The organism is Arthrobacter sp. Soil736, assembly GCF_001428005.1.
Taxonomy (GTDB): domain Bacteria; phylum Actinomycetota; class Actinomycetes; order Actinomycetales; family Micrococcaceae; genus Arthrobacter.
The window spans coordinates 62,734-87,242 of record NZ_LMSB01000013.1 but is presented as its reverse complement, the minus strand read 5'-3'; the positions used below and the strand labels follow the sequence as shown (position 1 = coordinate 87,242).

21 protein-coding genes, 1 pseudogene and 2 riboswitches are annotated in these 24,509 nt (G+C 67.3%); of the genes and pseudogenes, 9 read left to right on the top strand and 13 right to left on the bottom strand.

Going from position 1 to position 24,509, the window contains the following annotated elements; genetic code table 11:
* Positions 1-238 precede the first annotated feature (238 nt).
* From ASG92_RS10470 to ASG92_RS10460, 3 genes are read left to right on the top strand one after another with little or no spacing between them, the layout of a single operon-like run.
* Positions 239-1,054: an amino acid ABC transporter substrate-binding protein gene (locus ASG92_RS10470; protein ID WP_056627628.1), complete on the top strand. Its 816-nt coding sequence runs from the start codon at positions 239-241 to the stop codon at positions 1,052-1,054.
* Entirely contained in the window at positions 1,055-1,720 is a 666-nt protein-coding gene (locus ASG92_RS10465) for an amino acid ABC transporter permease (RefSeq protein WP_056627625.1), read from the top strand.
* A complete protein-coding gene (locus tag ASG92_RS10460) occupies positions 1,707-2,531 on the top strand; it encodes an amino acid ABC transporter ATP-binding protein (RefSeq protein WP_056627622.1) in 825 nt (274 codons plus the stop codon). Before ASG92_RS10465 ends, ASG92_RS10460 begins: the two co-directional genes overlap by 14 nt.
* Positions 2,532-2,589: 58 nt before the next feature.
* Here the strand turns inward: ASG92_RS10460 and ASG92_RS10455 are convergent, their stop codons facing one another.
* From ASG92_RS10455 to ASG92_RS10410, 10 genes are all read right to left on the bottom strand, one after another.
* On the bottom strand, positions 2,590-5,616 hold the full coding sequence (locus tag ASG92_RS10455; RefSeq protein ID WP_056627619.1) for a glycoside hydrolase family 38 C-terminal domain-containing protein: 3,027 nt from the start codon (positions 5,614-5,616) through the stop codon (positions 2,590-2,592).
* Between the two features lie 177 nt (positions 5,617-5,793).
* The gene (fdhD, locus tag ASG92_RS10450; protein WP_056627615.1) at positions 5,794-6,666 is read right to left on the bottom strand and encodes a formate dehydrogenase accessory sulfurtransferase FdhD; all 873 of its coding nucleotides are present in this window, start codon (positions 6,664-6,666) and stop codon (positions 5,794-5,796) included.
* Between the two features lie 76 nt (positions 6,667-6,742).
* A complete protein-coding gene (locus tag ASG92_RS10445) occupies positions 6,743-8,152 on the bottom strand; it encodes a molybdopterin molybdotransferase MoeA (protein WP_082579437.1) in 1,410 nt (469 codons plus the stop codon).
* Positions 8,149-8,499 carry a DUF6457 domain-containing protein gene (locus tag ASG92_RS29735; protein ID WP_056627612.1) on the bottom strand — a complete coding sequence of 117 codons (351 nt, stop codon included), beginning with the start codon at positions 8,497-8,499 and terminating at the stop codon, positions 8,149-8,151. The genes ASG92_RS10445 and ASG92_RS29735 overlap by 4 nt, the downstream gene beginning before the upstream one ends.
* Before the next feature lie 49 nt (positions 8,500-8,548).
* The gene (locus ASG92_RS29730) at positions 8,549-9,157 is read right to left on the bottom strand and encodes an NTP transferase domain-containing protein (protein ID WP_056627608.1); all 609 of its coding nucleotides are present in this window, start codon (positions 9,155-9,157) and stop codon (positions 8,549-8,551) included.
* A 24-nt stretch (positions 9,158-9,181) separates the two neighbouring features.
* Complete coding sequence (locus ASG92_RS10430) at positions 9,182-9,682, bottom strand: HNH endonuclease (RefSeq protein WP_056627728.1); 501 nt, start codon at positions 9,680-9,682, stop codon at positions 9,182-9,184.
* Positions 9,683-9,905: 223 nt separating this feature from the next.
* Positions 9,906-10,655 (bottom strand): NlpC/P60 family protein, encoded by a 750-nt coding sequence (locus ASG92_RS10425; protein WP_056627606.1) that lies wholly within the window; start codon positions 10,653-10,655, stop codon positions 9,906-9,908.
* 99 nt (positions 10,656-10,754) lie between these two features.
* Entirely contained in the window at positions 10,755-11,315 is a 561-nt protein-coding gene (locus ASG92_RS10420; RefSeq protein WP_240987083.1) for a C40 family peptidase, read from the bottom strand.
* A gap of 160 nt (positions 11,316-11,475) precedes the next feature.
* Positions 11,476-11,669: riboswitch (cyclic di-AMP (ydaO/yuaA leader) on the bottom strand.
* Positions 11,670-11,783: 114 nt separating this feature from the next.
* The gene (locus tag ASG92_RS10415; protein ID WP_082579435.1) at positions 11,784-12,602 is read right to left on the bottom strand and encodes a M23 family metallopeptidase; all 819 of its coding nucleotides are present in this window, start codon (positions 12,600-12,602) and stop codon (positions 11,784-11,786) included.
* Positions 12,603-12,613: 11 nt separating this feature from the next.
* Positions 12,614-12,858: riboswitch (cyclic di-AMP (ydaO/yuaA leader) on the bottom strand.
* Positions 12,859-12,993: 135 nt separating this feature from the next.
* Entirely contained in the window at positions 12,994-13,689 is a 696-nt protein-coding gene (locus ASG92_RS10410) for a metal-dependent transcriptional regulator (protein ID WP_056627599.1), read from the bottom strand.
* A gap of 342 nt (positions 13,690-14,031) precedes the next feature.
* On the opposite strand from ASG92_RS10410, the gene serC reads away from it, so the two are divergent.
* Positions 14,032-15,162: a phosphoserine transaminase gene (gene serC / locus ASG92_RS10405; protein ID WP_056627596.1), complete on the top strand. Its 1,131-nt coding sequence runs from the start codon at positions 14,032-14,034 to the stop codon at positions 15,160-15,162.
* Positions 15,163-15,198: 36 nt separating this feature from the next.
* Here serC and ASG92_RS10400 read toward each other — a convergent pair.
* The 3 genes and pseudogenes from ASG92_RS10400 to ASG92_RS10390 form a co-directional block, all read right to left on the bottom strand.
* Positions 15,199-16,409 (bottom strand): annotated as a pseudogene (locus tag ASG92_RS10400) (MFS transporter).
* 49 nt (positions 16,410-16,458) lie between these two features.
* Entirely contained in the window at positions 16,459-17,082 is a 624-nt protein-coding gene (locus ASG92_RS10395) for a DUF3027 domain-containing protein (protein WP_056627594.1), read from the bottom strand.
* Between the two features lie 7 nt (positions 17,083-17,089).
* The gene (locus ASG92_RS10390) at positions 17,090-17,473 is read right to left on the bottom strand and encodes a cold shock domain-containing protein (protein ID WP_056627722.1); all 384 of its coding nucleotides are present in this window, start codon (positions 17,471-17,473) and stop codon (positions 17,090-17,092) included.
* Between the two features lie 182 nt (positions 17,474-17,655).
* Between ASG92_RS10390 and ASG92_RS10385 the strand changes: the two genes are divergently transcribed.
* From ASG92_RS10385 to ASG92_RS10365, 5 genes are all read left to right on the top strand, one after another.
* On the top strand, positions 17,656-17,889 hold the full coding sequence (locus ASG92_RS10385) for a hypothetical protein (RefSeq protein ID WP_056627592.1): 234 nt from the start codon (positions 17,656-17,658) through the stop codon (positions 17,887-17,889).
* Between the two features lie 10 nt (positions 17,890-17,899).
* On the top strand, positions 17,900-20,398 hold the full coding sequence (locus tag ASG92_RS10380) for a helicase-associated domain-containing protein (RefSeq protein WP_056627720.1): 2,499 nt from the start codon (positions 17,900-17,902) through the stop codon (positions 20,396-20,398).
* A gap of 13 nt (positions 20,399-20,411) precedes the next feature.
* Positions 20,412-22,058, top strand: a complete 1,647-nt coding sequence (locus ASG92_RS10375; protein WP_056627589.1) for a DNA repair helicase XPB — start codon at positions 20,412-20,414, stop codon at positions 22,056-22,058.
* Between the two features lie 61 nt (positions 22,059-22,119).
* Positions 22,120-22,833: a response regulator transcription factor gene (locus tag ASG92_RS10370; protein WP_056627586.1), complete on the top strand. Its 714-nt coding sequence runs from the start codon at positions 22,120-22,122 to the stop codon at positions 22,831-22,833.
* 2 nt (positions 22,834-22,835) lie between these two features.
* Positions 22,836-24,449: a HAMP domain-containing sensor histidine kinase gene (locus tag ASG92_RS10365; RefSeq protein WP_056627582.1), complete on the top strand. Its 1,614-nt coding sequence runs from the start codon at positions 22,836-22,838 to the stop codon at positions 24,447-24,449.
* The last annotated feature ends 60 nt before the right edge of the window (positions 24,450-24,509 follow it).

Below are 24,509 nucleotides of genomic sequence, written 5' to 3'. Positions count from 1 at the left end.
GTGCGAAGGTCGTGGCGCCTGCCGGATCACACATTGGGGGGATGAGTGGTGGCGGCCGTTGGGGACCGCCCCCACTCAGCCTGTTTAACGGCCCTTTGGCGCCCCGTAAGATGGCGAAATAAAAGGTCTTTCCAAATGCGTTGCAAGGAGTAGTCTCGCGGAGTATTCGGCTCCGGCCGCCGCGACAAAGCATCTGCACCTGAACAAGCATCTGCACCCGAAGAAAAAGGTCCCCGCCATGAACCGCGTCCACTCCCGCCGCACCGCAATCGCAGCCACCCTCGCCGGCCTGGCGCTGGCCCTGTCGGCCTGCGGCGGTTCACAGGCGCCGGCCGCCAGCAGCTCGGACACGTCGCTGAGCGATGTGAAATCCAAGGGTGAGCTCGTGATCGCCACCGAGGGTACGTACAAGCCGTTCAGCTTCCACGCGGAGGGGGCAGGCGAGCTCACCGGCTTCGACGTTGAAATCGCCAAGGCCGTCGCGGACAAGATCGGCGTGAAGGCCACGTTCCAGGAGACCCAGTTCGACGGCATCTTCGCCGGCCTTGACGCCAAGCGCTTCGATACCATCGCAAACCAGATCTCCATCAACGCCGAGCGCAAGGCCAAGTACGATTTCTCCGCACCGTACACAGTCTCAAACGGCGTGGTCGTGACCAAGGCTGACAACAGCTCCATCACCAGCTTCGAAAGCCTCAAGGGCAAGACCACCGCCCAGTCGCTCACCAGCAACTTCTACAAGTTGGCCGTGGATGCCGGCGCGAACGTCCAGTCCGTGGAGGGCTGGGCCCAGGCCGTGGCGCTGGTCCGTCAAGGCAGGGTGGACGCCGTCGTCAACGACAAACTGACCTACCTCGACTACGCCAAGACCAATCCGGATGCCGGCCTGAAGATTGCCGCCGAAACCAAAGACAAGTCGGAAAGCGCGTTCGTCTTCCGGAAGGGTTCCACGGAGCTCACGGCCGCCGTAGACAAGGCGATGACCGACCTCCGCGCCGACGGCACGCTGGCGAAGATCTCGGAGAAGTACTTCGGCACGGACGTCACCAAGTAGATGCCGTTCAACTGGGACCTCGTCTGGAGCTCCTTCGGCCCGATCGTCACCGGAGCCGTCACCGGCACCATTCCCCTGACCCTGGCCTCGTTCGTGCTCGGCCTGGCGCTGGCCCTGCTCGTGGCGCTCATGAGGCTGAGCCGGAACGCCGTGGTATCGGGGGCGGCGAGGTTCTACGTGTCGGTGATCCGCGGCACCCCGCTGCTGGTGCAGCTCTTTGTGATCTTCTACGGCCTGCCGAGCCTGGGAGTGAAGCTGGACCCGTGGCCGAGTGCCATCATCGCGTTCTCCCTGAACGTCGGCGGCTATGCCGCCGAAGTGATCCGGGCCGCCATCCTTTCCGTGCCCAAGGGCCAGTGGGAAGCCGGGCACACCATCGGGATGTCCAGCGGACAGGCCCTGCGGCGGATCATCCTGCCGCAGGCAGCCCGGGTCTCTGTGCCGCCGCTGTCCAACACCTTCATTTCCCTGGTCAAGGACACGTCGCTTGCCTCGCTGATCCTGGTGACGGAGCTCTTCCGCAACGCCCAGCAGATCGCGGCCTTTAGCCAGGAGTTCATGGTGCTGTACCTCGAGGCCGCGCTGGTGTACTGGGTCGTCTGCCTGGCGCTGTCCACCGGGCAATCCGCCCTCGAAAAGAGATTGGACCGCTATGTCGCCCACTAGCCAGCCCGGGGACAGGCCGGCCCGCGGCGCCTCCCCGATGGCCAAGCCTGTGCTGTCCGTCCGCAATCTGGCCAAGGCCTTCGGCAGCAACGTGGTCCTCCGGGACATCGACCTTGACGTGCGCCGCGGGAATGTCGTGGCCCTGATCGGGCCCTCCGGTTCCGGCAAGACCACAGTGCTCCGTTCGCTGAACGGACTGGAAACGCCCGACGCCGGGACCGTCACCTTCGCGGATACGGACACCGGCACGGACCTGGCGCTGGATTTCTCCGCCAAGGTGTCCAAGAAGGACGTCTCGGACCTCCGGGACCGCAGCGCCATGGTGTTCCAGCACTACAACCTGTTTCCCCACATGACCGTGCTGCAGAACGTCATCGAGGGCCCCGTGCAGGTGCAGAAGCGCAAGCGCGCCGAAGCCATAGCTGACGCGGAGAAGCTGCTGGCCCGGGTGGGATTGTCGGACAAGCGCGACGCCTACCCGTTCGAACTGTCCGGCGGCCAGCAGCAGCGCGTGGGCATCGTGCGCGCACTCGCCCTGAAGCCGCAGCTCCTGCTGTTCGACGAACCCACCTCGGCCCTGGACCCGGAGCTCGTGGGCGAGGTCCTGGGCGTCATCCAGGAACTCGCGGAGGAAGGCTGGACCATGGTGATCGTCACCCACGAGCTCGCCTTCGCCCGCCAGGTGGCCGACGAAGTCATCTTCATGGACGGCGGAGTGGTGGTGGAACGCGGGCCCGCCGCCGAAGTGCTGCGGGCCCCGCGCCAGGAACGCACCCGGCAGTTCGTCCGGCGCCTGCTGCACGAATTCTGACCGCTACTTCCGGCAGAGTTCGTGCAGCGACTTCCGGCTGCGACTTCCGGCTGCGCGCTTAGCGGGCGAACCGCAGCGTAACCAGCTGGAACGGACGCAGGGTGAGTTCCGCCGCGTCCCGCCCGGCCGCAACGCCCGGCGCGTCGACCGGCCGCTCGAGCAGGTCCACCGCCCGGACTCCGGTCGCAGCGAAGTTGGCGGTGATCCGCCCGGCGGAGCGTTTGCCGAGCGATTCGTACAGGCGCACAATGACGTCGCCGGACCCGTCCTCGGCCAGCTTCACGGCTTCGATCACCACGGCGCTGTTGTCCACCGAGAAGAGCGGCTCAACCGGGTGCCCGCCCTTGACGGTCCGCGGCGCAAGGTTGGCGCGGTAGCCCTCCTCCACGGCCTCCGCGATGCCGGCGCCCGGGCGGATCCAGATGTCCAGCACGTGCCGGCCGCGGTCGGCCTCGGGGTCCGGGAACTTCGCCGCGCGCAGCAGGGAGAGCCGGACGGTGGTGGTGGTGCCGCCGTCGTCCCTGATGTTCCGGGCGACGTCGTGCCCGTACGTGGAGGAATTGGCGATGGCCACACCGTATCCGGGCTCGGCCACGTGGATCCAGCGGTGCGCGCAGATCTCGAACTTCGCAGCCTCCCACGAGGTGTTGACGTGGGTGGGCCGGAAGACGTGACCGAACTGCGTCTCCGCGGCTGAGCGGTCCGCCCTGAGGTCCAGCGGGAAGCCCAGCTTCAGCAGCTTCTCGCGCTCCTGCCAGTCCACCTCCGTGGAGATCCCCAGGGCGGCGCTGCCGGCCGCGAGCGTGATGCGCTGAGTGATCCGGGAGGCACCGAAGAGCCGTTCCACCACGACGACGGCGTCCGGGCCGGGCTGCTCCAGCCGCACCGAGGCCGCCTCGGTCAGGGAGGTGACGTTCCGCCGGTAGAACTCGTCGATGTCCCAGGCGTCCCATTCGTTGGGCGTGTCGCGGTGCAGTTCCAGGTGATTCCCGAACTGTCCCGGGGCGATGGCCTCGCGGCCCCCGGCGTGGTCCCGCAGCGAGGTCAGCAGTCCGTTGTCATCCAGCACGGCACGGATGATGCCGTTGTCCAGCACGAAGCCGCCGTCCTGCGCCGTAATCCGGACGGATTCGACGGGCCGGATGGCCGGTGCGGCCGCGAGCGCCGGAACGCCGTCGCGTGCGTGCGGACCGGCGTTGAGCAGGAACTCTTCGTTGCCTTCGCCGAGGGCGGCCTCGGCTGCCTGGCCGATGACCGCTTCGAGGCCCTTGGCCACGGCCGCGTAATTCCGTTCCGCGTCCTGGTGCACCCACGCGATGGCGCTCCCGGGCAGGATGTCGTGGAACTGCTGCAGGAGCACCAGCCGCCACAGCCGCTTCAGTTCGGCCGCGGGGTAGGCGAACTGCCCGCCCGAGCGGACCGCCGCTGTGGCGCACCACAGTTCGGCTTCGCGGAGCAGGTGCTCGCTGCGCCGGTTGCCCTGCTTGGTGCGGGCCTGGCTGGTGTACGTGCCGCGGTGCAGCTCCAGGTACATCTCCCCCACCCACACGGGCAGCGCCGTGTACTCGGCCTGGGCCTGCTCAAAGAAGCTGCTGGCGGTCCCGAGCCGCACCTTGGGCGAGCCCTCCAGATCGGCCGTCCGGCGGGCGGCGGCCAGCATTTCGCGCGTGGGTCCGCCGCCGCCGTCGCCGTAGCCGAAGGGAACGAGGGAGACGGTGCCGTGCCCGTGGTCGCGGTAGTTGCGCTCGGCGTGGGCGAGTTCCCTGCCGCTCAGCTCGGAGTTGTAGGTGTCAACAGGCGGGAAGTGGGTGAACAGGCGTGTGCCGTCGATCCCCTCCCAGTTGAAGGTGTGGTGCGGCATCCGGTTGATCTGGTTCCAGGAGATCTTCTGGGTGAGGAACCACTGGCTGCCGGCGGCCTTGACGATCTGCGGCAGGGCGGCGGAGTAGCCGAATGAATCCGGAAGCCAGGCTTCCCTGCATTCGACGCCGAACTCGTCCAGGAAGAAGCTCTTGCCTTCGAGGAACTGCCGGGCCATGGCCTCCCCGCCGGGCATGTTGGTGTCCGATTCCACCCACATGCCGCCCACGGGGACGAACTGGCCGGAACTGACCTTCTCGCGGATGCGCGCGAACAGCTCCGGGTAGAACTCCTTGATCCAGGCCAGCTGCTGCGCGGAGGAACAGGAGAACACGAACTCGGGATCCTCATCCATGAGGGCAACAACGTTCGAAAACGTCCGGGCGCATTTGCGGATGGTCTCCCGGACTGGCCACAGCCAGGCGGAATCGATGTGCGCGTGGCCCGTGGCGAGCAGTTGGTGGGCGGAGGCATAGGCGGGCCTCGCCAGCACCTCGGCCAGGGCTGCCCGGCCGGCTGCGGCGGTGCCCGCAACGTCGTCAGGATCTATGACGTCCATCATCCGTTCCAGGGCGCGGAGTATCTCGTGGCGCCTCGGCAGTTCCGTGGGCAGTTCGTGCATCAGGCCGCTCAGGGTCCAGACGTCCTGCTGGAGCTCCCACACGGTCCGGTTCAGCTCCGCAATGGCAATGCTGCCCAGGCGGTACTGGGACTGGGTCCCCGCCGTGGCCTTGTCTCCGTAGGGGGTCGCCGCGAAGCTCCAGCCCTGGGCGACGTCGGGGTTGGCTGCCGCCTCCACATAGAAGTCCACAGCCATGCCGCTGCCCAGGAGCTTCAACGGAATGTGCTGGTTGCGCGGCGATATGGCCTTGACGATGCTGCCGTCCGGCCGCCAGGCAATCCCCTCGCACTGGAATCCGGGGATCTCCGTGGTGAACCCCAGGTCCACCACGATCTCCACCTCGGTGTCCGGTGCGGTGCCCCAGGAATCCGGCACCTCGCCCTGGAGCCGCAGCCACTTGGTGCCCCACGGCTTGCCCCAGGGGGCACCGTGTTCCTGCGGCAGGAATTCCTGCCGCAGGGCCTCCATCACGGGAACCGGTTCATCCGGGACGTCCCAGCTGGTGAGTGCAAGCGGCGTGGTTCGCGTGTAGATCGCTGGGGTGATCCGCTCGCGGAGAAAGCGGTCGAGACGGACTTCCGTGATCCGGCGGTCGTCGTGCAATGTGTTCCTCTTTAATGCTTGAAGCTGGAGCGCGCAGTGCTGGCTTACGTTGCGGGCATGGGCGTCGCGGTCAGCTGGTCTCCGGGCAGGCTAACTGCCTTGAAAAGCGGATCAACGTGTCCATTCGATGGATAAAATCTACTGCGTCCCGGTGCAATAGCCAAGGGTCCGGAGCCGCTACCGGGGCAGTGGCGCGGGCATGGCGATGCGCCCGGAGCCTGCGTAAACGTTGAGGCTGGTCCGCCGGCTGAAGCCCGCCAGCGTGATCCCGGTGGACTCGGCGAGCTCCACGGCCAGGCTGGACGGGGCGCTTACGGCGGCGAGGACGGGGATCCCTGCCAGCGCCGCTTTTTGCACGAGTTCAAAGGACGCCCGTCCGGACACCTGGAGCACCGTTCCGGTGAGCGGCAGGCGCCGCTCACGCAGGGCCCAGCCCACCACCTTGTCCACGGCGTTGTGCCGGCCCACGTCCTCCCGCAGGCACAAAAGCCGGGCACCGCCGTCGTCGTCAATGCTGAACAGGCCGGCGGCGTGCACGCCGCCGGTGGTGTCAAAGACGGTCTGAGCCTCCCTGAGCAGGTCCGGCAGGGAGGCGAGCGTTCCGAGGGGCACCGTCAGTGTGTCCTCCGCCGGGTTGAAATGCGAGGACTTCCTGACGGCGTCGATCGAGTCCGTGCCGCAGATGCCGCAGGAACTGGACGTGTACACATGCCGCCCCGTGTCCGGCAAGGCGACATCCGGCCTGAGCTGTGCTTCCACCACGTTGAACGTCTGGACGCCGTTTTCGTCCTCCCCCGCACAGAACCTCAGCGAGATCAGCTGGTCCGGGTCCCAGATGACTCCCTCGGACACCAGGAACCCCGCCACCAGGTCGAAGTCGTCCCCGGGGGTGCGCATGGTCACGGAGTAGGAAAGACCGCCCAGCCGGATCTCCAGGGGCTCCTCCACGGCCAGCACGTCTTCCCGGTGCCGGACGGGAAATTCAAGTGCCGCGGGCGAACCGTCGAGGACGTAGCGGTGCACCTTGCGTCGTTGCGTCACGCGCCCCATCGGACTACCCCCGCTGATTGGCTGTTCATGCCTCCATCATTGCAAGCGAGGCGGCTGGACACCAACGTCCACCCACTCAGTCCAGCAGCGCGCTCCAGTCCACGGGCCCGTCCTGCGCTGCCGGATTGCCGGAGGATCTGCTTCCCGCTTTCCGCGCCGGCGCCTTGGGCTTGGATTCGGCGGTCTTGGGTTCGGGGATGGCCGGCCCCCACGGCAGGGCGAAGGCCGGGACCATTCCGCCCAGCTGCACGCCGTGCGGCGGGACCACCATGACGCCGTCGGCGGAGGCCAGGCCCCGCATCATGCCCGGGCCCGTGTGCTGGGCGGGCGAGGCCATGCCGTAGAGGAGCCGGAACGGCATGAGGCGTGTCCTGCCGGGGTCGGGGTCGATCGTGGTTCCGCAGGGGACGTCCTGCACGGGCGGGTTGGCCCCGTGGCCCAGTGCGGAAAGTAGCGGCGCGCCCACCGTGGACAGCGCCATCATGGCCGCCAGCGGGTTGCCGGGCAGGCCCAGCACAAAACGGCCGTCCGGCAGCTCCGCAAGGACGGCCGGGTGTCCCGGCCGCATGGCCACGCCGTCGATCACCAGCCTTCCGCCGAGTTCCGCCACAGCACGCCTGAAATGGTCGGTTCCGGATCGTCCGGTGCCTCCGGTGGTGATTACGACGTCGGGCGGAGGGCCGGATGCCGCGGCGTCACCGGCGACTGCGTCACCTGCGTAACTGCTGGCGTCCTCGAGCGCTTCAAGCCATTCGCCGTAGCTGTCCCCGATCCGGACCTGCTCGGTGCAGAGTCCGCCCAGCATTTCCACCACCGAGGCCAGCTGCGGGCCGAAGGTGTCCCGCACCTGTCCCGGGACCGGCAGGCCGTGGTCCACCACCTCGGCGCCCGTCAGCACGAGCTTCACCACCGGCTTGCCGAGCACCACCACGTCGTCGTAACCGGCGAGGGCAGCCAGGGCCAGCTGGGCGGGATTCAGCGTGGTGCCGGCCTTCACCAGCACATCGCCGGCGGCGGCCTCCTCGCCGGCTTTGCGGATGTGCTGTCCGTTGCGGGGTTCGCCGGGCCGGGCCGTGCCGCCCAGGGCCAGCACCGGCAGGCCGTCGTCGTCCGTGGACATGACGCCGCTTTCGCTGCGGAGCACGGCCTTTGCGCCCGGTGGAAGAAGCCCACCGGTCACGATAACGCTCGCCTGGTGCGGCGCCAGCCCTTGCCCGGGGTCGGCCAGGATCCAGGGCCCCGTGCCGTTGACGGCCCATCCGTCCATCGCGGAGGACGCGTAGTGGGGCATGTCCTGCAGCGCGGTGATATCGGCCGCCAGGGTCCGTCCCAACGCCGCGCGCAACGGAACGGGGCCGGGAGGGATGGGGGCCGCACAGTCGAAGGCGGCCTGCCGGGCTTCTTCCCAGGTATGTGCCAGATGCCTGGCGGGCGCGTCAGCCTGCGGGGCGGCGTCGGCCGGAGGGGGTTCGGATGGGGCGGTCATTCCCCCGGTGTCCCGCTGGGAGCCGGAACGCCGGCTGGTCCGTCCGCAGCGGGCGGAACGGCAGTGCCCTGCGGCTCGTCGGCCGCGTACGCCTGCGACAGGGAGCGGGCCACGTCCATGGCGGCCTTCATCGATGTGGAATCGGTGGCCTGGCCCGCACCGGAGGCTAGACCGGCGGCAAAGCCGGCAATGAAAGTGGTCAGCGGAGCCGCTGGCCGGACAACCGAGTGCGCAGCAACCCCGGCGAGGGACAGTACCTCGTTGATGTCCACGTCCACGTCCTCGAGCTCGAACGCCCGAAGCAGCAGCCGGCACCACTCCTCAAGGGTTTCGTCCTGGCTTTTCATGCCTGCCTCCAAAACTCGACTGCTGCTGCTGCGGCGCTGCGGATGCGGATCATTGCTCCCGCGCGGCCACTCCTAGTGCGGCGGCATCGTCCCAGGTATCCACGTCATCCGTGGAGCCGGCAGGGACAGTGACAGCCTGCACGTCAAGCCTAGCAAGGAGAGCGAAAACTGACCCATGCGTCAGCGTACCGCCGGCCTCGGCGTCGTCGACGGCGCGTTGTAGCGCGGCTGTGCGGTAAAAACCGGCCAGCGGCTGCAGCCGTCCGTCCGGGGAGGAGGCCATGACGCTGCCGGCCCCGGCGGCAGCGGCCGAATCCCGGAGTGCGCGGACGGCGTCGGCCGCCCGCGGCATGTCACAGGCCAGGACCAGCACCATCGCAGCATCGTCCTCGCCTGCCGTCCGGGCCTGCCAGAGGGCCGCCAGTCCTGCGGCGATGGCCGCCGCCGGTCCGGCGAAGGGCGGATCCTCACGGCAGCTCAGCACGCCGGCCGGGAGGCCGGCCGGTTCCGGGCCCACCACCACGATGCGCCTCGCGCCCCCGGCAGCGGCGATCGATCGCTCGAGGAGGGTGGCGCCGTCGTACATCAACCCGGACTTGGGCGTGCCGCCCAGGCGCGCGGAACGGCCGCCGGCCAGAACTATTGCATCAAAGTCCACGTACCAAGCGTAGTGCGGCGCAGGTCAGGCGGCGGTCTCCGGCAGCAGGAAGGGATCCCACGCCGGCGTGGGCTTCTCCAGTTCCTTGATCTGCCAGATGGTGCCCACGGGAGGGGCCGGCACGAACCGGAGCTTCCAGCCCATTTCACCGGGGGTGTGGTCACCCTTAACGTTATTGCAGCGGAGGCAGGCCGCGACGAGGTTTTCCCAGGAGTCGGCACCGCCCCGGGACTTCGGCTGGACATGATCTATGGTGTGGGCTGCCTTGCCGCAGTACGCGCACCGGTGACCGTCCCGGCGGAGGACGCCGCGGCGGCTCACGGCGGTGATCATGTTGTACCGCGGCCGGATGTAGCGGTTGAGGAGAATCACGGACGGACGGCCCATGATGTCCTGCGGCCCGACGACAGGATCGTCGCCTTCGGCCACCACGCTTGCTTTTCCGGTGAGCACAAGGACCAGCGCCCGGCGGAAGGTGACTACCGCCAGCGGTTCATATCCAGCATTCAGAACGAGAGTGCGCATGCACATACCTCTTCACGGCCGCACCCGGCAGAGGCGCGAGGGCCGGCTGCCCTCTGCTTGTCCGGGCTATGGATCGACACCACAAGAGTAAACACTGACGGGGCAGATGAGCGAATCGGGGGTGCGGACGGCCGTCCTGTGTCGGACCGGAAAATCGCAGGGGGGAACGCAAAGGACCCCCGCCGCAGTGGCAGGGGTCCCTTGTAAGCCTTGGGCTTTAGTCTTAGCCGCCGACGCGGATGAAGACCGGGCCGGAGCCGACGTTGACGCTGAACAGTGCGGTGGTTCCGCCGTTCCAGCCGCCGTGCACAGCCTGGCCGTTGCCGACGTACACCGCGATGTGGGCCATGCCCATGCCGCCGTTTTCGTAGTAGGCGAGGTCGCCCGGCTGGGCCTCAGCGGCGCTGACCGTCCGGCCGAGGGACAGGTAGCCTGCCGGCCAGCCGTGGTAGTTGATGCCCACGGCTGCGAGGGAGTTGGTGGCCAGCGCGGTGCAGTCCTGCGAGACACCCAGCTGTGCGTAGGCAGCAGCGGCGATCGAGGCGCCCATGCCGCTGCCGGAAGAGGTCTTCGGCGCTGCCGGAACGGAGGCCGAGACGGCGGCGTCCACCGCCGGAGCTGCGGGGTCCGCTTCCTGGACCTGGACGACAGGCTTGGGAGCCTCGGGAGCCGGCGTGGTGGAAACAGCAGGCTTCTCGTAGGAGATGGCGATGCTCGAAGCGGCGGAAATGGTTGCCGGCGCAGCGGACTGAACTTCAAGAGCCGAAGCAGGAGCGGACTCCCGCTGAACGTTGGTTTCCGCGGCGTTGGCGGCGATGCCGCTGGTCAGAACGAGTCCGGAAGCAGCAGCGATAACTGCGGCCTGGCGGCCTACTCCACCGGCGTTGTCGCCGACAGCCTTGGCAATGACGGCCAGCGAGTTGGTCTTGGTGACCTCGGCGCGGTGGCGTGCAATGGTCGCACGTGTAGTCATGATTTCTCTCTTTCGTGGTCCACGGTCCGCGGTAGCAGGCCGTGGTTTAGCGACGCGCCGGCATCTTGGGGGTATGCCGGATCGTCTCGAATGGGGTTCTTAGCGAAGTGTGTAAAACGAGGAAGTGCCCGTGGCGGACACAGCGTGCAGGATGGTGCCCTCCGAGGGGTTCAGCGCGCTGATCATCATGCCGTTGCCGACGTAGATGCCCACGTGGGCGCCGCCGTTCTGCATGACCAGGTCGCCGGGAGCGGGCGTTGAGGTGGGCGTCATGGCGTTCCACGCATTGACGCGGGGAATGCTGATGCCGGCCTGTGCATAGACCCACTGGGTGAAGCCGGAGCAGTCCCAGCCGCTGGGAGTGGTGCCGCCCCAGACGTACGGGCTGCCGATTCCGGTGTAGGCGATGGCTGCCAGTCCCGAAGCCGCAGCGGACTTCAGCTTGTCGGCCTTCGCGGTGATGGACCCTTCAGCCCCGCTCTCGTCGCTGGACTGCGCGGCGAGGGTTTCGGTGACGGGGGCTGCCTCGGTGGTGACGGCAGGACGCTCGAAGGAGACAGTGGCGGTGGGCGCGGCGGTCACGGCAAGCTGCGTGGCCTGGGAACCGGACTCCGCGGAGGCGGAGACACCGATGTTGGCGTCGGCGGCGTAAGCCGGCATGCCAATGCTCAGGATGAGCCCTGAAGCAGCTGCGATTACAGCTGCCTGGCGACCTACTGTGCCAGCATTAACGCTTACTGCCTTGGACACGGAGTCCAACGGGTTCATACGAACCGTTTGCGCACGGTGGCGCGCAAGATTGTGGCGTGAAGACACGAAGGTAGCCTCTCCCAATGCCTACGAGGTGAGCTGTCGGATTCGGATGGGAGTCACCCGGCCGCTCGGCTTCCTGGGAAGCTTTGCGACTTAACCCCAAGGTCTTCTTGCGAAGACCAAAATTGGTTCCCCCGCCCCTGCCAGACGATGTAATGCGAACGGACCTTGAGCGGTGGCAGAGTTAGGCAATCCACTCAAGAGCGTCAACTTCGGAAAAGTTGACGCGGTTTAGACGGTACAGCAGTTCGGAGCGAATGTCACATTCAGGTCACGGCGTGTCACACGAATGAGAGAGCACTCCATCGGCTTGGCTTAGAGCCAGCCGGTGGGATCAACGACTTCTCCGTTGACCATCACCTCGAAGTGGAGGTGGCAGCCGGTGGAGGCGCCGGTGGTGCCGCTGAGGGCCACGACGTCGCCCCTGGTGACCTTCTGGCCGACCTGGACGCTGAAGGACGACAGGTGGTTATAGGTGGTCTCCAGGCCGTTACCGTGGTCGATGACAACGCGGTTGCCGCCACCGTACGGGTGCCAGCCCGCGAAGGTCACCGTGCCGCTGGCGGCCGCGAACACAGACGTGCCGCACTGGGCCGCAAAGTCCTGGCCGCGGTGGAACTCGCCCACACCGCCCGTGATGGGACTCACACGGTAGCCAAAGGGTGAGGACTTGACCAGGGTTTCGAGGGGCGATCCGAGGCTGCCGGCCGACGCCTCCCGGGAAATGCTGCCGGCGGACTGAGCGCTCAGGAGCTGCTTGAGCTTGCCGTCGGGATCACCCTGGGTAGACACGGACGTGCGGCTGAAATCCACCTTGGCGGCGGCTTCAGCGGAGACTTCCGGCTGGGCGGGCGAGGCAAAGGCAGCGGACGTGGAGCCCTGTTCGCCAGTGGCCATGACGGGGCTGGTGGCAGGAACGGTAACGGTCAGCAGAAGGCCCGTGGCAGCGAGGGCGACTCCGGCTTTCTGGCCCACTCCGCTGGCCGCGGCAAAGTCCGTGACCTGGCGGAACGGGCCGCGGCGCCGACGGGCTTCGCGCTGCGCATCCCGGGGGCGGTCCGAGGAGAAGGCTTCGGGGACGCGCGGCTCCGAAGCGGGACCGGTCGCGCGGCGGCGGCCCCGGGCATGCTGCATGGTCAAGTACTGTTTCCTCTCTGGATAGCCTGCGAAGTTAGCTGTCGGATTCGGGTCAGAGAGATCATCGACCCGGTCCGCCGTGACAAGCTTTTCGGCGCAGGGGTATCCCGGGAGATTCCTTCTGCGGAAAGTGGCTTGCTGCTGCGGACTTCACCCCAAGGCTGTTTTTCAACAGCCGATTGTGGTTCCCCCGCCTCTGCCAGTAGGTGATTCGTGCTACTGATCTGCTGGCAGAGTTCGGCTCCAGATCAGGTAACGCTTTAGTATCGGCGCTGCCGTTTAACTATAGGTGATTAAACTGCACGGTAATAATTCCGTTATCTTGCCTGTGCAAAAGTCGTAGGGCATCCTGCCATCTGATGTCAGACAACCCGGCGATGATGCGGGTTTAGCCTACGCGAACGAAGACGTGGGCGGCCACTTCGGGTGGCAGCTCCAGCGCGCCTTCGAACCCGGGCACGCGCACGGAGATGTACTCCCCCACGCGCTCGAGCGACACCGCGGCGCCCGGACGTATCCCGCCTTCGTCCAACTGGACCAGCAGCTCAGGCTCCACCTGGATTGGCTCCGCCAGCCTGCTGACGGTCACGCGGGAGTCCGGCCCGTAGCCCGCCATGGCGTCGAGGAGGTTCAGAACCCCGTCCGAGAAGGAGTGCGACGGCTGTCCGCCGAGCGCCGCCAGCCCGGGAATCGGGTTGCCATAGGGCGACTCCGTCGGGTGGTTGAGCAGTTCGAAAATCCTGCGCTCCACACGCTCGCTCATGACGTGCTCCCAGCGGCAGGCTTCGTCGTGAACGTACGCCCAGTCCAGGCCGATGACATCGGCGAGGAGCCGCTCGGCCAGGCGGTGCTTACGCATGACTTCGGTGGCGCGCTTCCGGCCGGCTTCGGTCAGTTCGAGGTGACGGTCGCCGGAGACAACCACCAGCCCGTCGCGTTCCATCCTGCCGATGGTCTGGGACACTGTGGGCCCGGAGTGGCGAAGCCGTTCGGCGATTCGTGCCCGGAGCGCCACGATGTTCTCTTCTTCAAGCTCCAAAATGGTCCGAAGATACATCTCCGTGGTGTCGATCAGATCCGTCATTCAGCTCAGCTCCTCGAGCACAGTACTTTGTGTCCGTCCCACCGTACCGCGGGCCCACCGTACCGGGCTCCGGCAACCTGCTGCCGCGGTCGCGATTCGACGGCGGAGCAACACCGGCCCCCGCCCGTACGTCCATTCAAAGCTTAGCCTATTTTGAATTACTCCGGATAATCCGCGGATGTGCCCGGACCTGTCTCAATGACTGGACTGTGACGGGTGCATTTCCCGGGATTTCCGGGTCTCAGGCAGAATAAAAGGGGCCTTCGCGGGCAGCCACGTTTGCCCGCCGGTCATTCATTGACCCCGCCGAACCGCATGTCCATGCCGAAAATTGGAGCCACTGTGAGCGACACCAGCATCACTATCCCAGCAAACCTCCTGCCCAAGGACGGACGGTTCGGCGCCGGGCCCTCCAAGGTCAGGCCCGAGCAGATCGAGGCACTGTCCGCAGCCGCCACAACCCTCCTGGGAACGTCGCACCGCCAGGCTCCGGTCAAGAACCTCGTCGGATCGGTCCGTGAGGGCCTGAGTACCTTCTTCCGCGCTCCCGAAGGCTACGAAGTGATCCTCGGTGTGGGCGGATCCACCGCGTTCTGGGATGTGGCCAGCTTCGGTCTGGTGGAGGAGAAGGCGCAGCACCTGTCCTTCGGCGAGTTCGGCTCCAAGTTCGCCGCAGCCACCAACAAGGCCCCGTTCCTGGCGGAATCCTCCATCATCAAGTCCGAGCCGGGAACATGCCCGGCACCGCGGGCCGAGGCCGGCGTGGACGTCTATGCCTGGCCGCAGAACGAGACCTCCACCGGTGTTGCCGCTCCCGTGCAGCGCGTGAACGGCGCCGACGCCGGCTCGCTGGTGCTCGTCGACGCCACGTCCGCTGCCGGCGGGCTGGACGTCGACGTTGCCCAGACGGACGTCTACTACTTCGCGCCGCAGAAGAACTTCGCCTCCGACGGCGGCCTGTGGCTTGGCCTGTTCTCCCCCGCCGCGCTGGAGCGTGCCGCCCGGATCAAGGCCAGCGGCCGCTGGATTCCGGACTTCCTGGACCTGCAGACCGCCATCGACAACTCCAGGCTGAACCAGACGTACAACACGCCGGCCCTGGCAACGCTGGTCACGCTGGATGCCCAGGTGCAGTGGCTCAATGCCAACGGCGGCCTCGACTTCGCAGCCGGCCGCACCGCCGACTCTGCGGGACGCATCTACAAGTGGGCGGAAGCCTCCGAGTTCGCCACGCCGTTCGTGGCCAACGCCGCGGAACGGTCCAACGTCATCGCCACGATCGATTTCGATGACTCCATCGATGCAGCCGCCATCGCCAAGGTGCTCCGCGCAAACGGCATCGTGGACACGGAACCGTACCGGAAGCTGGGACGCAACCAGCTGCGCATCGCCACCTTCGTGGCGATCGAGCCTTCGGATGTCAGCGCCCTGCTCGAATGCATCGACTACGTGGTGGGCGAGCTGAAGAAGTAGCCTCATTCCCCCAGCTAAGCGGTGGCGCCCTGGGCGTCAGCGTTCGACGGCGTCGTCCGGGCTTGCGTCCCGGCCGGCGCCGTCCGCCGTTCCGGCCCGGGGGTCCGCCCCTGCCATCGAGACAAGCCGCACCCGCGGCAGGCCGCGCGGCTGACGGTTCACCCGGACCCGGAGCGTCTTGGCGCGGATGATCCAGACCAGCCCGATCGCCGCGGCCAGCAGGCCCGAGGCGGCCGCGACCGCCAGTGCCCACCGGGCCCCGGCCACGTTGGCCACCCAGCCCACCAGCGGCGCACCGATCGGCGTGCCGCCCATGAAGATCGCCATGTAGCTTGGCGCGAGCGCCGCAAGCCCCGAGGCGACGCCGAAGGCCGCCGCGGCCCCGAAGATGATGCGGAGCCGGGGTCTGCTGCGGCGCGCGGACAACAGGGCACCTGCCACGGAGCCAATGGCCATGATGGAGTTCATCAGTCCGAAGGCACCGGCATCCAGGCCGAACTCGGTTCCCACCATCGCGGCAATGAACACGACGAAATTGAGTCCCAGCGTGCCCACGATGAAAATGGCCACCAGGACCACCACGATGTCCGGACGGAACCGCACATAGCGCAGGCCTTCCCGGATGCGGCCCTTGCCCGGCGCCGCCCTGGGCAGCGGCCTGAGCGACGCCGTCGGGATCTTCCACAGACTGGCCAGCAGCGCCAGGAACGTGACGGTGTTGATCAGGAACACCCAGCCGGGCCCCACGGCCACCGTGAGGATGCCAGCCACGGCCGGTCCGATCATCCGGGCAACGTTGAAGGAGGCGCTGTTGAGGGCCACGGCTTTGGGCAGGAAATCGTCCCTGACCAGCTCTGAAACGAAGGTCTGACGGACGGGTGCATCCAGCGCCGAGACCATTCCCAGCAGGAGGGCAAAGGCGTAGACATGCCACAGCTGGGCCGTACCGAGCACCACCAGCAGGCCCAGGCCGGCACTCAGCAGCGCCATGACGCTCTGGGTCGTGACCAGCAGCCGCTTGCGGTTGTAGCGGTCGGCGATCAGGCCTGCCACTGGGGCGAGGAAAAGCTGGGGCCCCAGCTGGAGCGCCATGGTGCGGCCATGGCGCCGGCGTCGTGCGCTGTCAGGTGGTCAAAGACGAGCCAGTCCTGCGCGGTCCGCTGCATCCACGTCCCGATGTTGGAGATGAGCGCGCCGACGAACCAGATGCGGTAGTTGCGGATATGCAGGGATCTGAAGGTGGACATCATGGCCGGCCTTCGAGGAACTCAATCCCGGATGATCCCAGCGGTGCGGTCAGCCCCGCCCGGAACTCTCCGGGAGGCTGTCAGAGTCGTCGCCAGCCTCATCCTGGACCGCCTCGTCGGCCGCTGCGGGAGTCCCGCCGCCAGCCGCGGCAGCGTTCTCCTCGAGGGCCGTGTCTTCGGCATCGTTCTCCTCGGAGGCCGTGTCTTCGGCAGCCGTTTCCTCGGAGGCCGCTTCCTCGGCAGCGCTGTCCTCGGGGGCAGTGTCCTCGGAAACGTCCTCCTCGCGGGCGTCCTCGGGGCGGACCCGCTCGGCCCAGGGCACCCACTCCGGCGCAAGGATCGAGTCCTCGGAAGGGAGCAGGCCGAGTTCGTTCACCGTGATCACCTTGGACCGCGAGTTGCGGGTCAGGACGGCGTACCACTGCCAGCCGCCGTAACCGGGCAGCCGCGATTCAAAGAGGTGCGTCACCACACGGTCGCCCTCGGTGCGGGCAGCCAGGTGTTCGCCGATTTCGGATGCCTTCGCAATGCCTTCGACGGCGGCCCTGGCGACGTCCACGGCCGCTGCCAGCACGGCGTCGGGCTTGCCCGTGCGCCATACGGGGACGCCGGCGCGCCGTTTGGGCGCCTTGGACTCCGCCTTGGCTTCGGCCTGTTCAGGTTCCGGGTTCATCAGGGGCCTAAGCGTCCAGCTCGTCGGCAACCTTACGCAGGGCTGCGGCGATGGCCTTGCCCTTGTTGCCCTCCGGGTACTTGCCCGCCGACAGGGTTCCCGAAAGGTTGTCGAGGACCGTCACGAGGTCCTGGACCAGCGGAGCCAGGTCCTTGGCGCTGGGACGCTTTGCCTTGGCGATGGACGGCGTCTTATCGAGGACGCGCAGACCCAGGGCCTGGGCGCCCTTGCGGCCGTCTGCGACGCCGAACTCGACGCGCGTTCCGGCCTTCAGTTCCGTGAGGCCCTCAGGGAGGGCAGACTTGGGGAGGAATACTTCCTGCCCGTCCTCGCCTGCGAGGAATCCGAAACCCTTGTCCTTGTCATACCACTTGACCTTGCCGGTAGGCACGTAATCAACCTTCTTCGTTCTGACGTTCTGAGACATGTCCGGCCATCACCGCATCCACACTGATGTGCGGGTTCAGGGCATGACGGCCTGGTCCATGTTGGTCTGTTAATTCAAGGTTATCCTGATTGGCCCCGTTATCCTGCTTTGCGGCGCGGCTGCGGCGTGACTGTTAGCGTTACGGCATGATATCCACGCGTTTCCGGCGTCCGCTGACGATCGCCGCAGCGGTCCTCGCAGTGCTTTCCCTCCTGGCCGTCGGAACGGTGATGGCCATGGCCTTCGGCGGCCGGGCCGCGCCGCAGTGGATCACCTCCACCGCGCTCTACGGGCTTCCGGCGGCTTTCCTGCTGATGCTCATCCTGATAATCGACGGCGTTGCAGCCCGCCGCCGGGCGGGAAACCCCGGCGGGCGGTAACGTTGGACTGATGTCCCTCATTCGTGCGCTCAGCAAGGAACTGGAGGCACGCAGCGATGAGTCGTTGCGGGCCCTGTTCGCCGCGCGGCCGGACCTGATGTCCCCCGGTGTTCCCGACTTTGCGGCACTCGCTGCCCGCGCCAGCGCACGGGTGAGCGTGCAGCGCGCCCTGGAACGGCTGAGCCGGCCCCAAATGCAGGTCCTCGAGACCCTCCACCTGTGCACGAACACGGACACCGGCCACAGCGCATCGGCCACGGTCCTCAAGAAAATGATCGCCGGTTCAACCGTGGCAGCCGTTGAACGGATACTGCTGTCGCTGCAGGAACTGGCGCTGGTGCACCGGTCCGAGCCGCCGCACACCGCCGGTCCGGCGGCGCACAGGCAGCGGTTCTACCTCCCGGTGGGCAGCCTCAAGGACGTCGTCGGCATCTACCCGGCGGGGCTGGGCCGCAGCTATACCGAACTCGTGCGGCTGCAGCCGGCCTTCGCCCAGCGCGTCGTCCAACTTGTCGGCGAGCTGCACCGAAGCGGCGCCGACATTCAGGCGGCCACCACTCCCATGGAGGCAGCGCTGGCGCTGCAGCACTGGACGTCCTCCCCCGAGGCCTTGCGGGCAGTTCTCGCCACAGCTCCGGAGCGCACGACGGCGCTGCTCGCCAGATTCAGCAACTGGGCCATGGGTGCCGTCCCCCAGGCGCAGCGGAAAGCATCCGTGACCGCCGAGGCGTCCGACGTCGGGCCGGTGGACTGGCTGTTGGCGCGCGGCCTGCTGGTGCCGTTGGACGCCGCGCACGTTGAGCTCCCGCACAGCGTCGGCATGTCGCTCCGCGGCGGCGCCGTCATCGACAATTTCTCCCTGGCTCCCCCGGTGCCGACGCTCGGAACCACCACCGCCGCGCGGCGCCGCAACGCCGCCCTCGGCGCCATCGCCGAGACCCTCCGGCTCACCGGCGAACTGCTCCACGCCGTTCGCATGCAGCCATTGGCCACCCTGCGGAGCGGCGGCGTGGGCATCCGCGAAATGCGGCGGCTAGCCGATTCCCTGCGCGTCGATCAGCAGGTGGCCGCGGTGCTGCTGGAGTTCTGCGCACTTTCCGGGCTGGTTCGGCTGGATGTGGACAGCTCCTGCTGGGTGCAGCCGCCCCAGCTGGAGTGGCTGAGCCTGCCGCGGCAGGAACAATGGCTGTGGCTGGTCAACGCCTGGCTGGCCAGCGAGCGCGCCCCGTCCATGGTGGGACAGCCCATCAACGGCCAGCCCGGGGGGCCGCCCAGCCACCGGGCCGCCGCCGGGACCACGGTCAGCGCGCTGTCCGCCGAGGCCCAGCGCTCCGATGCGCCCGTCATCCGCAAGAGAATCCTGGAAATCCTGCAGGAGCTGACCCTTGAAGCGGAAGCGCCCGACGGGACGGCCCCTGTCCTCAACGCCGAAGCCGTGCTGCAGCGCGCCGAGTGGTCGCAGCCGCGCATGGCACGCCGGTTCAGCTCACTGATCCGGGGAGTCCTGGCGGAGGCGGAAATGCTTGGACTGATCGGCTCCGGCGCGCTCAGCCAGGTGGGCGCAGCCATTGCCGCCGAAGCACCCCAGGACGCCATGAACATCCTCGGCGAACACCTGCCCGCGGCACTGAACCACGTGCTCCTGCAGGCTGATCTCACCGCGGTGGCGCCCGGCTACCTGGCTCCGGAGCTGAGCGAACAGCTGCTGCGGATGGCCGACGCCGAAGGTCAGGGCCCGGCCACCATCTACCGGTTCTCGGCGGCGTCCATCCGGCGTGCGCTGGACTCGGGGCAGGGCGCCGCCGCCATCCTCGGTTTCCTCCGCCAGCACTCAGCCACCGCGGTTCCGCAGCCGCTGCAGTATCTCGTGGAGGACACCGCAGCCCGGCACGGCAAGCTGCGCGTCGGCGCGGCAACGAGCTTCATCCAGAGCGACGACGAGGCGGCCCTGGGTGAACTGGCCGGCGAGGCCGCCGCATCATCACTGGGCCTGGTCCGGATCGCCCCCACCGTCCTGATTTCCACCGCGTCGCCCCGGCAGACTGCCCTGGTGCTGCGCGGGCTGGGACTTTCGCCCGCCGTCGAGGAACCAGGATCCGCCGTCGTCCGCCTGAATCGCACCGCGCCGCTCCCGGGCAGCGCCCGCCCGGTGTACAGCGCACCCCGCACGGCCCCGCCGGACGCGGACGTGGACGCCCAGCTCGCAGTGCTCCGCAGTCACGCCGCCGCGGCCGCAGCGGGCCCCAACGGCGCGCATCCGGCCTTTGCCGGCGCTGCCGAAGAGGCCACACAGCTGGGGCTTGAGACGCTGAGGAGGGCCATCCGGCTCAAACAGCGGGTCACCATGAACGTGGTGGACAGCCTGGGAAATGCGAAGCTGGAAACCGTTGTTCCGGTCTCCGTAACCGGTGGACGCGTCAGGGTCTTCGACCCCGCCAAGGACACCGAAAGGGTGCTCTCCATCCACCGGATCATCGACATCGAAGCAGCAGAGGAATCGCATCCGTGAAGGTTTTCGCAGCGTGAACGACGGCCCGCTGATTGTCCAGAGCGACAAGACCATTCTCCTGGAAGTCGACCACGAACAGGCCACCGAGGCACGGCACGCCATCGCTGCGTTCGCCGAGTTGGAGCGTGCGCCTGAACACATGCACAGCTACCGGCTGACGCCGCTTGGGCTCTGGAACGCCAGGGCGGCCGGCCTGGATGCCGAAAAAGTGCTCGACACCCTGCTCAAGTACTCCCGTTTCCCGGTCCCGCATTCGCTGCTGATCGACATCGAGGAAACCATGTCCCGCTACGGGCGGCTCAGGCTGGAGAAGGATCCGCAGCACGGGCTGGTCATGCGCACCAATGATTACCCCGTGCTTGAAGAAGTCAGCAGGGCCAAGAAAATCCAGCCGCTGCTGGGTCCGCGCATCGACGGCGAGACCGTGGTGGTCCACTCCTCCCAGCGCGGTCAGCTCAAGCAGCTGCTGCTGAAGATCGGCTGGCCGGCAGAGGATCTGGCCGGATATGTCGACGGCACGCCCCACCCCATCATGCTCAACGAGTCAGGCTGGCAGCTGCGGCCCTACCAGCGGCTGGCCGCCGAGAACTTCTGGGCGGGCGGCAGCGGCGTGGTTGTGCTTCCCTGCGGCGCGGGCAAAACACTGGTCGGCGCCGCGGCGATGGCCACGAGCTCCACCACCACGCTGATCCTCGTGACCAACACCGTCGCGGCGAGGCAGTGGAAGGACGAACTGCTCAAGCGGACCTCGCTGACCGAGGCCGAAATCGGCGAGTATTCCGGTGCCGTCAAGGAAGTCCGGCCGGTGACGATCGCCACGTACCAGGTCCTCACGACGAAGCGCGGCGGCCTGTATCCGCACCTTGAGCTGGTGGACGGCAACGACTGGGGCCTGATCATCTACGACGAGGTCCACCTGCTCCCCGCACCGATCTTCCGGATGACAGCGGACCTCCAGGCCCGCCGCCGGCTGGGCCTCACGGCCACGCTGGTACGCGAGGACGGCAGGGAGGGCGAGGTCTTCAGCCTGATCGGACCCAAACGGTACGACGCGCCGTGGAAGGACATCGAGGCCCAGGGCTACATCGCGCCCGCGGACTGCGTGGAGGTGCGGGTGGACCTGCCGCGGGACGAGCGCGTGGCCTACGCCATGGCGGAGGACGCCGACAAGTACCGGCTCTGCGCCACGTCCGAGACCAAGACCCTGGTCGCGGAGCAGCTGGTGGAACGGCACCGCGGCGATCAGGTGCTCGTGATCGGGCAGTACATCGACCAGCTCGATGAGCTGGGCGAGCGCCTGGACGCCCCGGTCATCAAGGGCGAAACCCCGGTGAAGGAACGCCAGAAGCTCTTTGACGCATTCCGTGCCGGTGAAATCCAGACCCTCGTCGTGTCCAAGGTGGCCAACTTCTCCATCGATCTCCCGGAAGCATCCGTGGCGATCCAGGTGTCGGGCTCCTTCGGATCCCGGCAGGAGGAAGCCCAGCGGCTCGGCCGGCTGCTGCGTCCCAAGCAGGACGGCCGCGCGGCACGCTTCTACTCGCTCGTGGCAAGGGACACCCTGGACCAGGACTTCGCCGCCAAGCGGCAGCGGTTCCTGGCAGAGCAGGGCTACGCGTACCGGATCATGGACGCCAAGGACGTGGACAAGGCAGGCTAGCCCAAGCAACACACAACTTTCATCCAGAAAACTCCCAGACTCTGGGAGCATCATGGGAGATATGAAAAAGAACGGTGCCGAAGCAAAGCTCCTCGTGGTCGATGACGAGCCCAACATCCGCGAGCTTCTGTCCACATCGCTGCGCTTCGCCGGGTTCGAGGTCGTTTCGGCCGGCAACGGGCGGGAAGCCCTCGCTGCCGCGGAAGCCCACACTCCGGACCTCGCCGTGCTGGACGTCATGCTGCCGGACATGGACGGATTCACCGTCACCCGGCGGCTCCGCGCCGCAGGCAAGCACTTCCCGGTCCTGTTCCTCACCGCCAAGGACGACACCGAAGACAAGGTCACCGGACTGACCGTGGGCGGCGACGACTACGTCACCAAACCGTTCAGCCTCGACGAAGTGGTGGCACGCATCCGCGCGGTGCTGCGCCGCACCCAGCCGATGCTGGACGACGACGAGGCGGTCATCCGCGTTGACGACCTCGAGCTCGACGACGATGCCCACGAGGTGCGCCGCGGCGGAACGGTCATTGAGCTGTCGCCCACCGAGTTCAAGCTCCTGCGGTACCTGATGCTCAACCCGAACCGTGTGCTCTCCAAGGCGCAGATCCTGGACCACGTCTGGGAGTACGACTTCAACGGAGATGCCTCGATCGTGGAGTCCTACATCTCCTACCTGCGGCGCAAGGTGGACATCGATCCCGACGCCCCGGCCCTGATCCAGACCAAACGCGGCGTCGGCTACGTGCTGCGGACAGCAGAAAAGCGCTGACCTTGCTGGAACGTTGGAAGTCCGCCACCCTCCGGTCCCAGCTGGTGGCGATCATGATGGCACTCATGCTCGTTGCCCTGGCTGTGACGGGGGCGGGCACGCTGACCCTGCTGCGCAGCTACCTCGAAGGCCAGGTGGACGACAAACTGAAGGCCGCCGTCGAGTCTGCCAAGGAGGAGGGGTCGTTTAGCCAGATCGCCATGCCCAACACGAGCGTCCCCACCGATTACGCCGTGGTCGTCTACTATCCGGGAGTCGCAGGGCGGGTTCTTAGCGACAACAAGCACCCGCGCCCGGACATCGATTCCATCACTGTGGATGAGGCACGCCAGCGTGGCTTCGCGCCCTACCAGGTCCGCGGGACAGACGACGAAAACTGGCGTGTGGTTGCTGTCAGCATCGTTGACAGCAACCAGCAGCGGGCTGTGGTGGTTATCGGCCTGCCGCTCTCGACGGTGGATGAAGTTTTAGGCCACGCCACGCTGGTGGTGGTGGGTGTTGGACTGCTGACGCTGATCCTCGCCTTCTTTATCGCCTCCTGGACAGTGACCGGATCCTTCCGCCCGCTGGCCCGGGTGGAAAAGACGGCCGCCGCCATTGCAGCCGGTGACCTGTCACGCCGCGTGGCAGTGGAGAATCCGGACACGGAGGTGGGCCGCCTCGGACGCTCACTGAACGCCATGCTGGCCCACATCGAGGCTGCCTTCGCGGCACGGATGGCCTCCGAGGACCGCATGCGGCGGTTCGCCGCAGACGCTTCGCACGAACTTCGCACTCCGCTCGTGACCATCAGGGGCTATTCGGAGCTCTACCGGCATGGCGCACTGGAGTCCCCTGAGGAGATTGCCAACGCAATGGGCCGCATCGAGAGCGAAGCCAAGCGCATGGGCTCCATGGTGGAGGACCTGCTCCTGCTTGCGCGGCTCGATGAGCAGCGGCCGCTCCAGCAAAAACCGGTCGACTTTCAGCTTCTCGCCCACGACGCCGTGGTGGATACCCAGGCCAGCGACCCAAACCGCGTGATCACCCTGACGGGCCTCAACGGAGGCCGAGCCCAGCCCGCGCCCGTGCTCGGCGACGAAGCGAAGCTCCGCCAGGTGGTGGGCAACCTCGTGGGCAACGCCTTGCGGTACACACCGGAGGGCACGCCGATCGAACTCGCGGTGGGCATGCGTTCAGGCAAGGACAATTCTCTGCAGGCGGTCCTCGAAGTCCGGGACCATGGGCCCGGAATTCCGGACAGCGAGGCGCCTAAAGTCTTCGAACGCTTCTACCGGGCCGACACGTCGCGCACCAGGGATACGGGCGGCAGCGGGCTGGGCCTGGCCATCGTGGCGGCCATTGTGGGTTCGCACGGCGGCTCCGTCCGCGTGGACACCACCGAGGGCGGCGGCGCAACGCTGACGGTCAGCCTGCCCGGCCGCAATTATGCCGGGGAAGGGCATCATGAGGATGCAGGGAGCCAAGTCATGGACGGGACTCCCGACGACGGAACCGGGGACGGCGGCAGCCCTGACGACGGCCGGGGTGCCGACGGCAAAGGCGGCGACAGCCAGGGCGGAGACAGCCAGGGCGGCCACGGCAGCCAGGCCGGGTTATCCACATACAGGAACTGACCTGTCGCGCCGACTGCGGCTGACTTCATAGGCTCGGCATAGCGGACCGGAGAACCGGCC

Excerpts from the sequence above, each read along its gene's own strand:
- ASG92_RS10465 (WP_056627625.1), top strand. The coding sequence starts at position 1,055 with ATGCCGTTCAACTGGGACCTCGTCTGGAGCTCCTTCGGCCCGATCGTC.
- ASG92_RS10425 (WP_056627606.1), bottom strand. The coding sequence starts at position 10,655 with ATGACTACACGTGCGACCATTGCACGCCACCGCGCCGAGGTCACCAAG.
- ASG92_RS10370 (WP_056627586.1), top strand. The coding sequence starts at position 22,120 with ATGAAAAAGAACGGTGCCGAAGCAAAGCTCCTCGTGGTCGATGACGAG.
- ASG92_RS10430 (WP_056627728.1), bottom strand. The coding sequence starts at position 9,682 with ATGCGCACTCTCGTTCTGAATGCTGGATATGAACCGCTGGCGGTAGTC.
- ASG92_RS29735 (WP_056627612.1), bottom strand. The coding sequence starts at position 8,499 with ATGAAAAGCCAGGACGAAACCCTTGAGGAGTGGTGCCGGCTGCTGCTT.
- ASG92_RS10410 (WP_056627599.1), bottom strand. The coding sequence starts at position 13,689 with ATGACGGATCTGATCGACACCACGGAGATGTATCTTCGGACCATTTTG.
- ASG92_RS10415 (WP_082579435.1), bottom strand. The coding sequence starts at position 12,602 with ATGCAGCATGCCCGGGGCCGCCGCCGCGCGACCGGTCCCGCTTCGGAG.
- ASG92_RS10380 (WP_056627720.1), top strand. The coding sequence starts at position 17,900 with ATGTCCCTCATTCGTGCGCTCAGCAAGGAACTGGAGGCACGCAGCGAT.
- ASG92_RS10445 (WP_082579437.1), bottom strand. The coding sequence starts at position 8,152 with ATGACCGCCCCATCCGAACCCCCTCCGGCCGACGCCGCCCCGCAGGCT.
- fdhD (WP_056627615.1), bottom strand. The coding sequence starts at position 6,666 with ATGGGGCGCGTGACGCAACGACGCAAGGTGCACCGCTACGTCCTCGAC.
- ASG92_RS10420 (WP_240987083.1), bottom strand. The coding sequence starts at position 11,315 with ATGCCGGCTTACGCCGCCGACGCCAACATCGGTGTCTCCGCCTCCGCG.
- ASG92_RS10395 (WP_056627594.1), bottom strand. The coding sequence starts at position 17,082 with ATGAACCCGGAACCTGAACAGGCCGAAGCCAAGGCGGAGTCCAAGGCG.
- ASG92_RS10460 (WP_056627622.1), top strand. The coding sequence starts at position 1,707 with ATGTCGCCCACTAGCCAGCCCGGGGACAGGCCGGCCCGCGGCGCCTCC.
- ASG92_RS10385 (WP_056627592.1), top strand. The coding sequence starts at position 17,656 with ATGATATCCACGCGTTTCCGGCGTCCGCTGACGATCGCCGCAGCGGTC.
- ASG92_RS10470 (WP_056627628.1), top strand. The coding sequence starts at position 239 with ATGAACCGCGTCCACTCCCGCCGCACCGCAATCGCAGCCACCCTCGCC.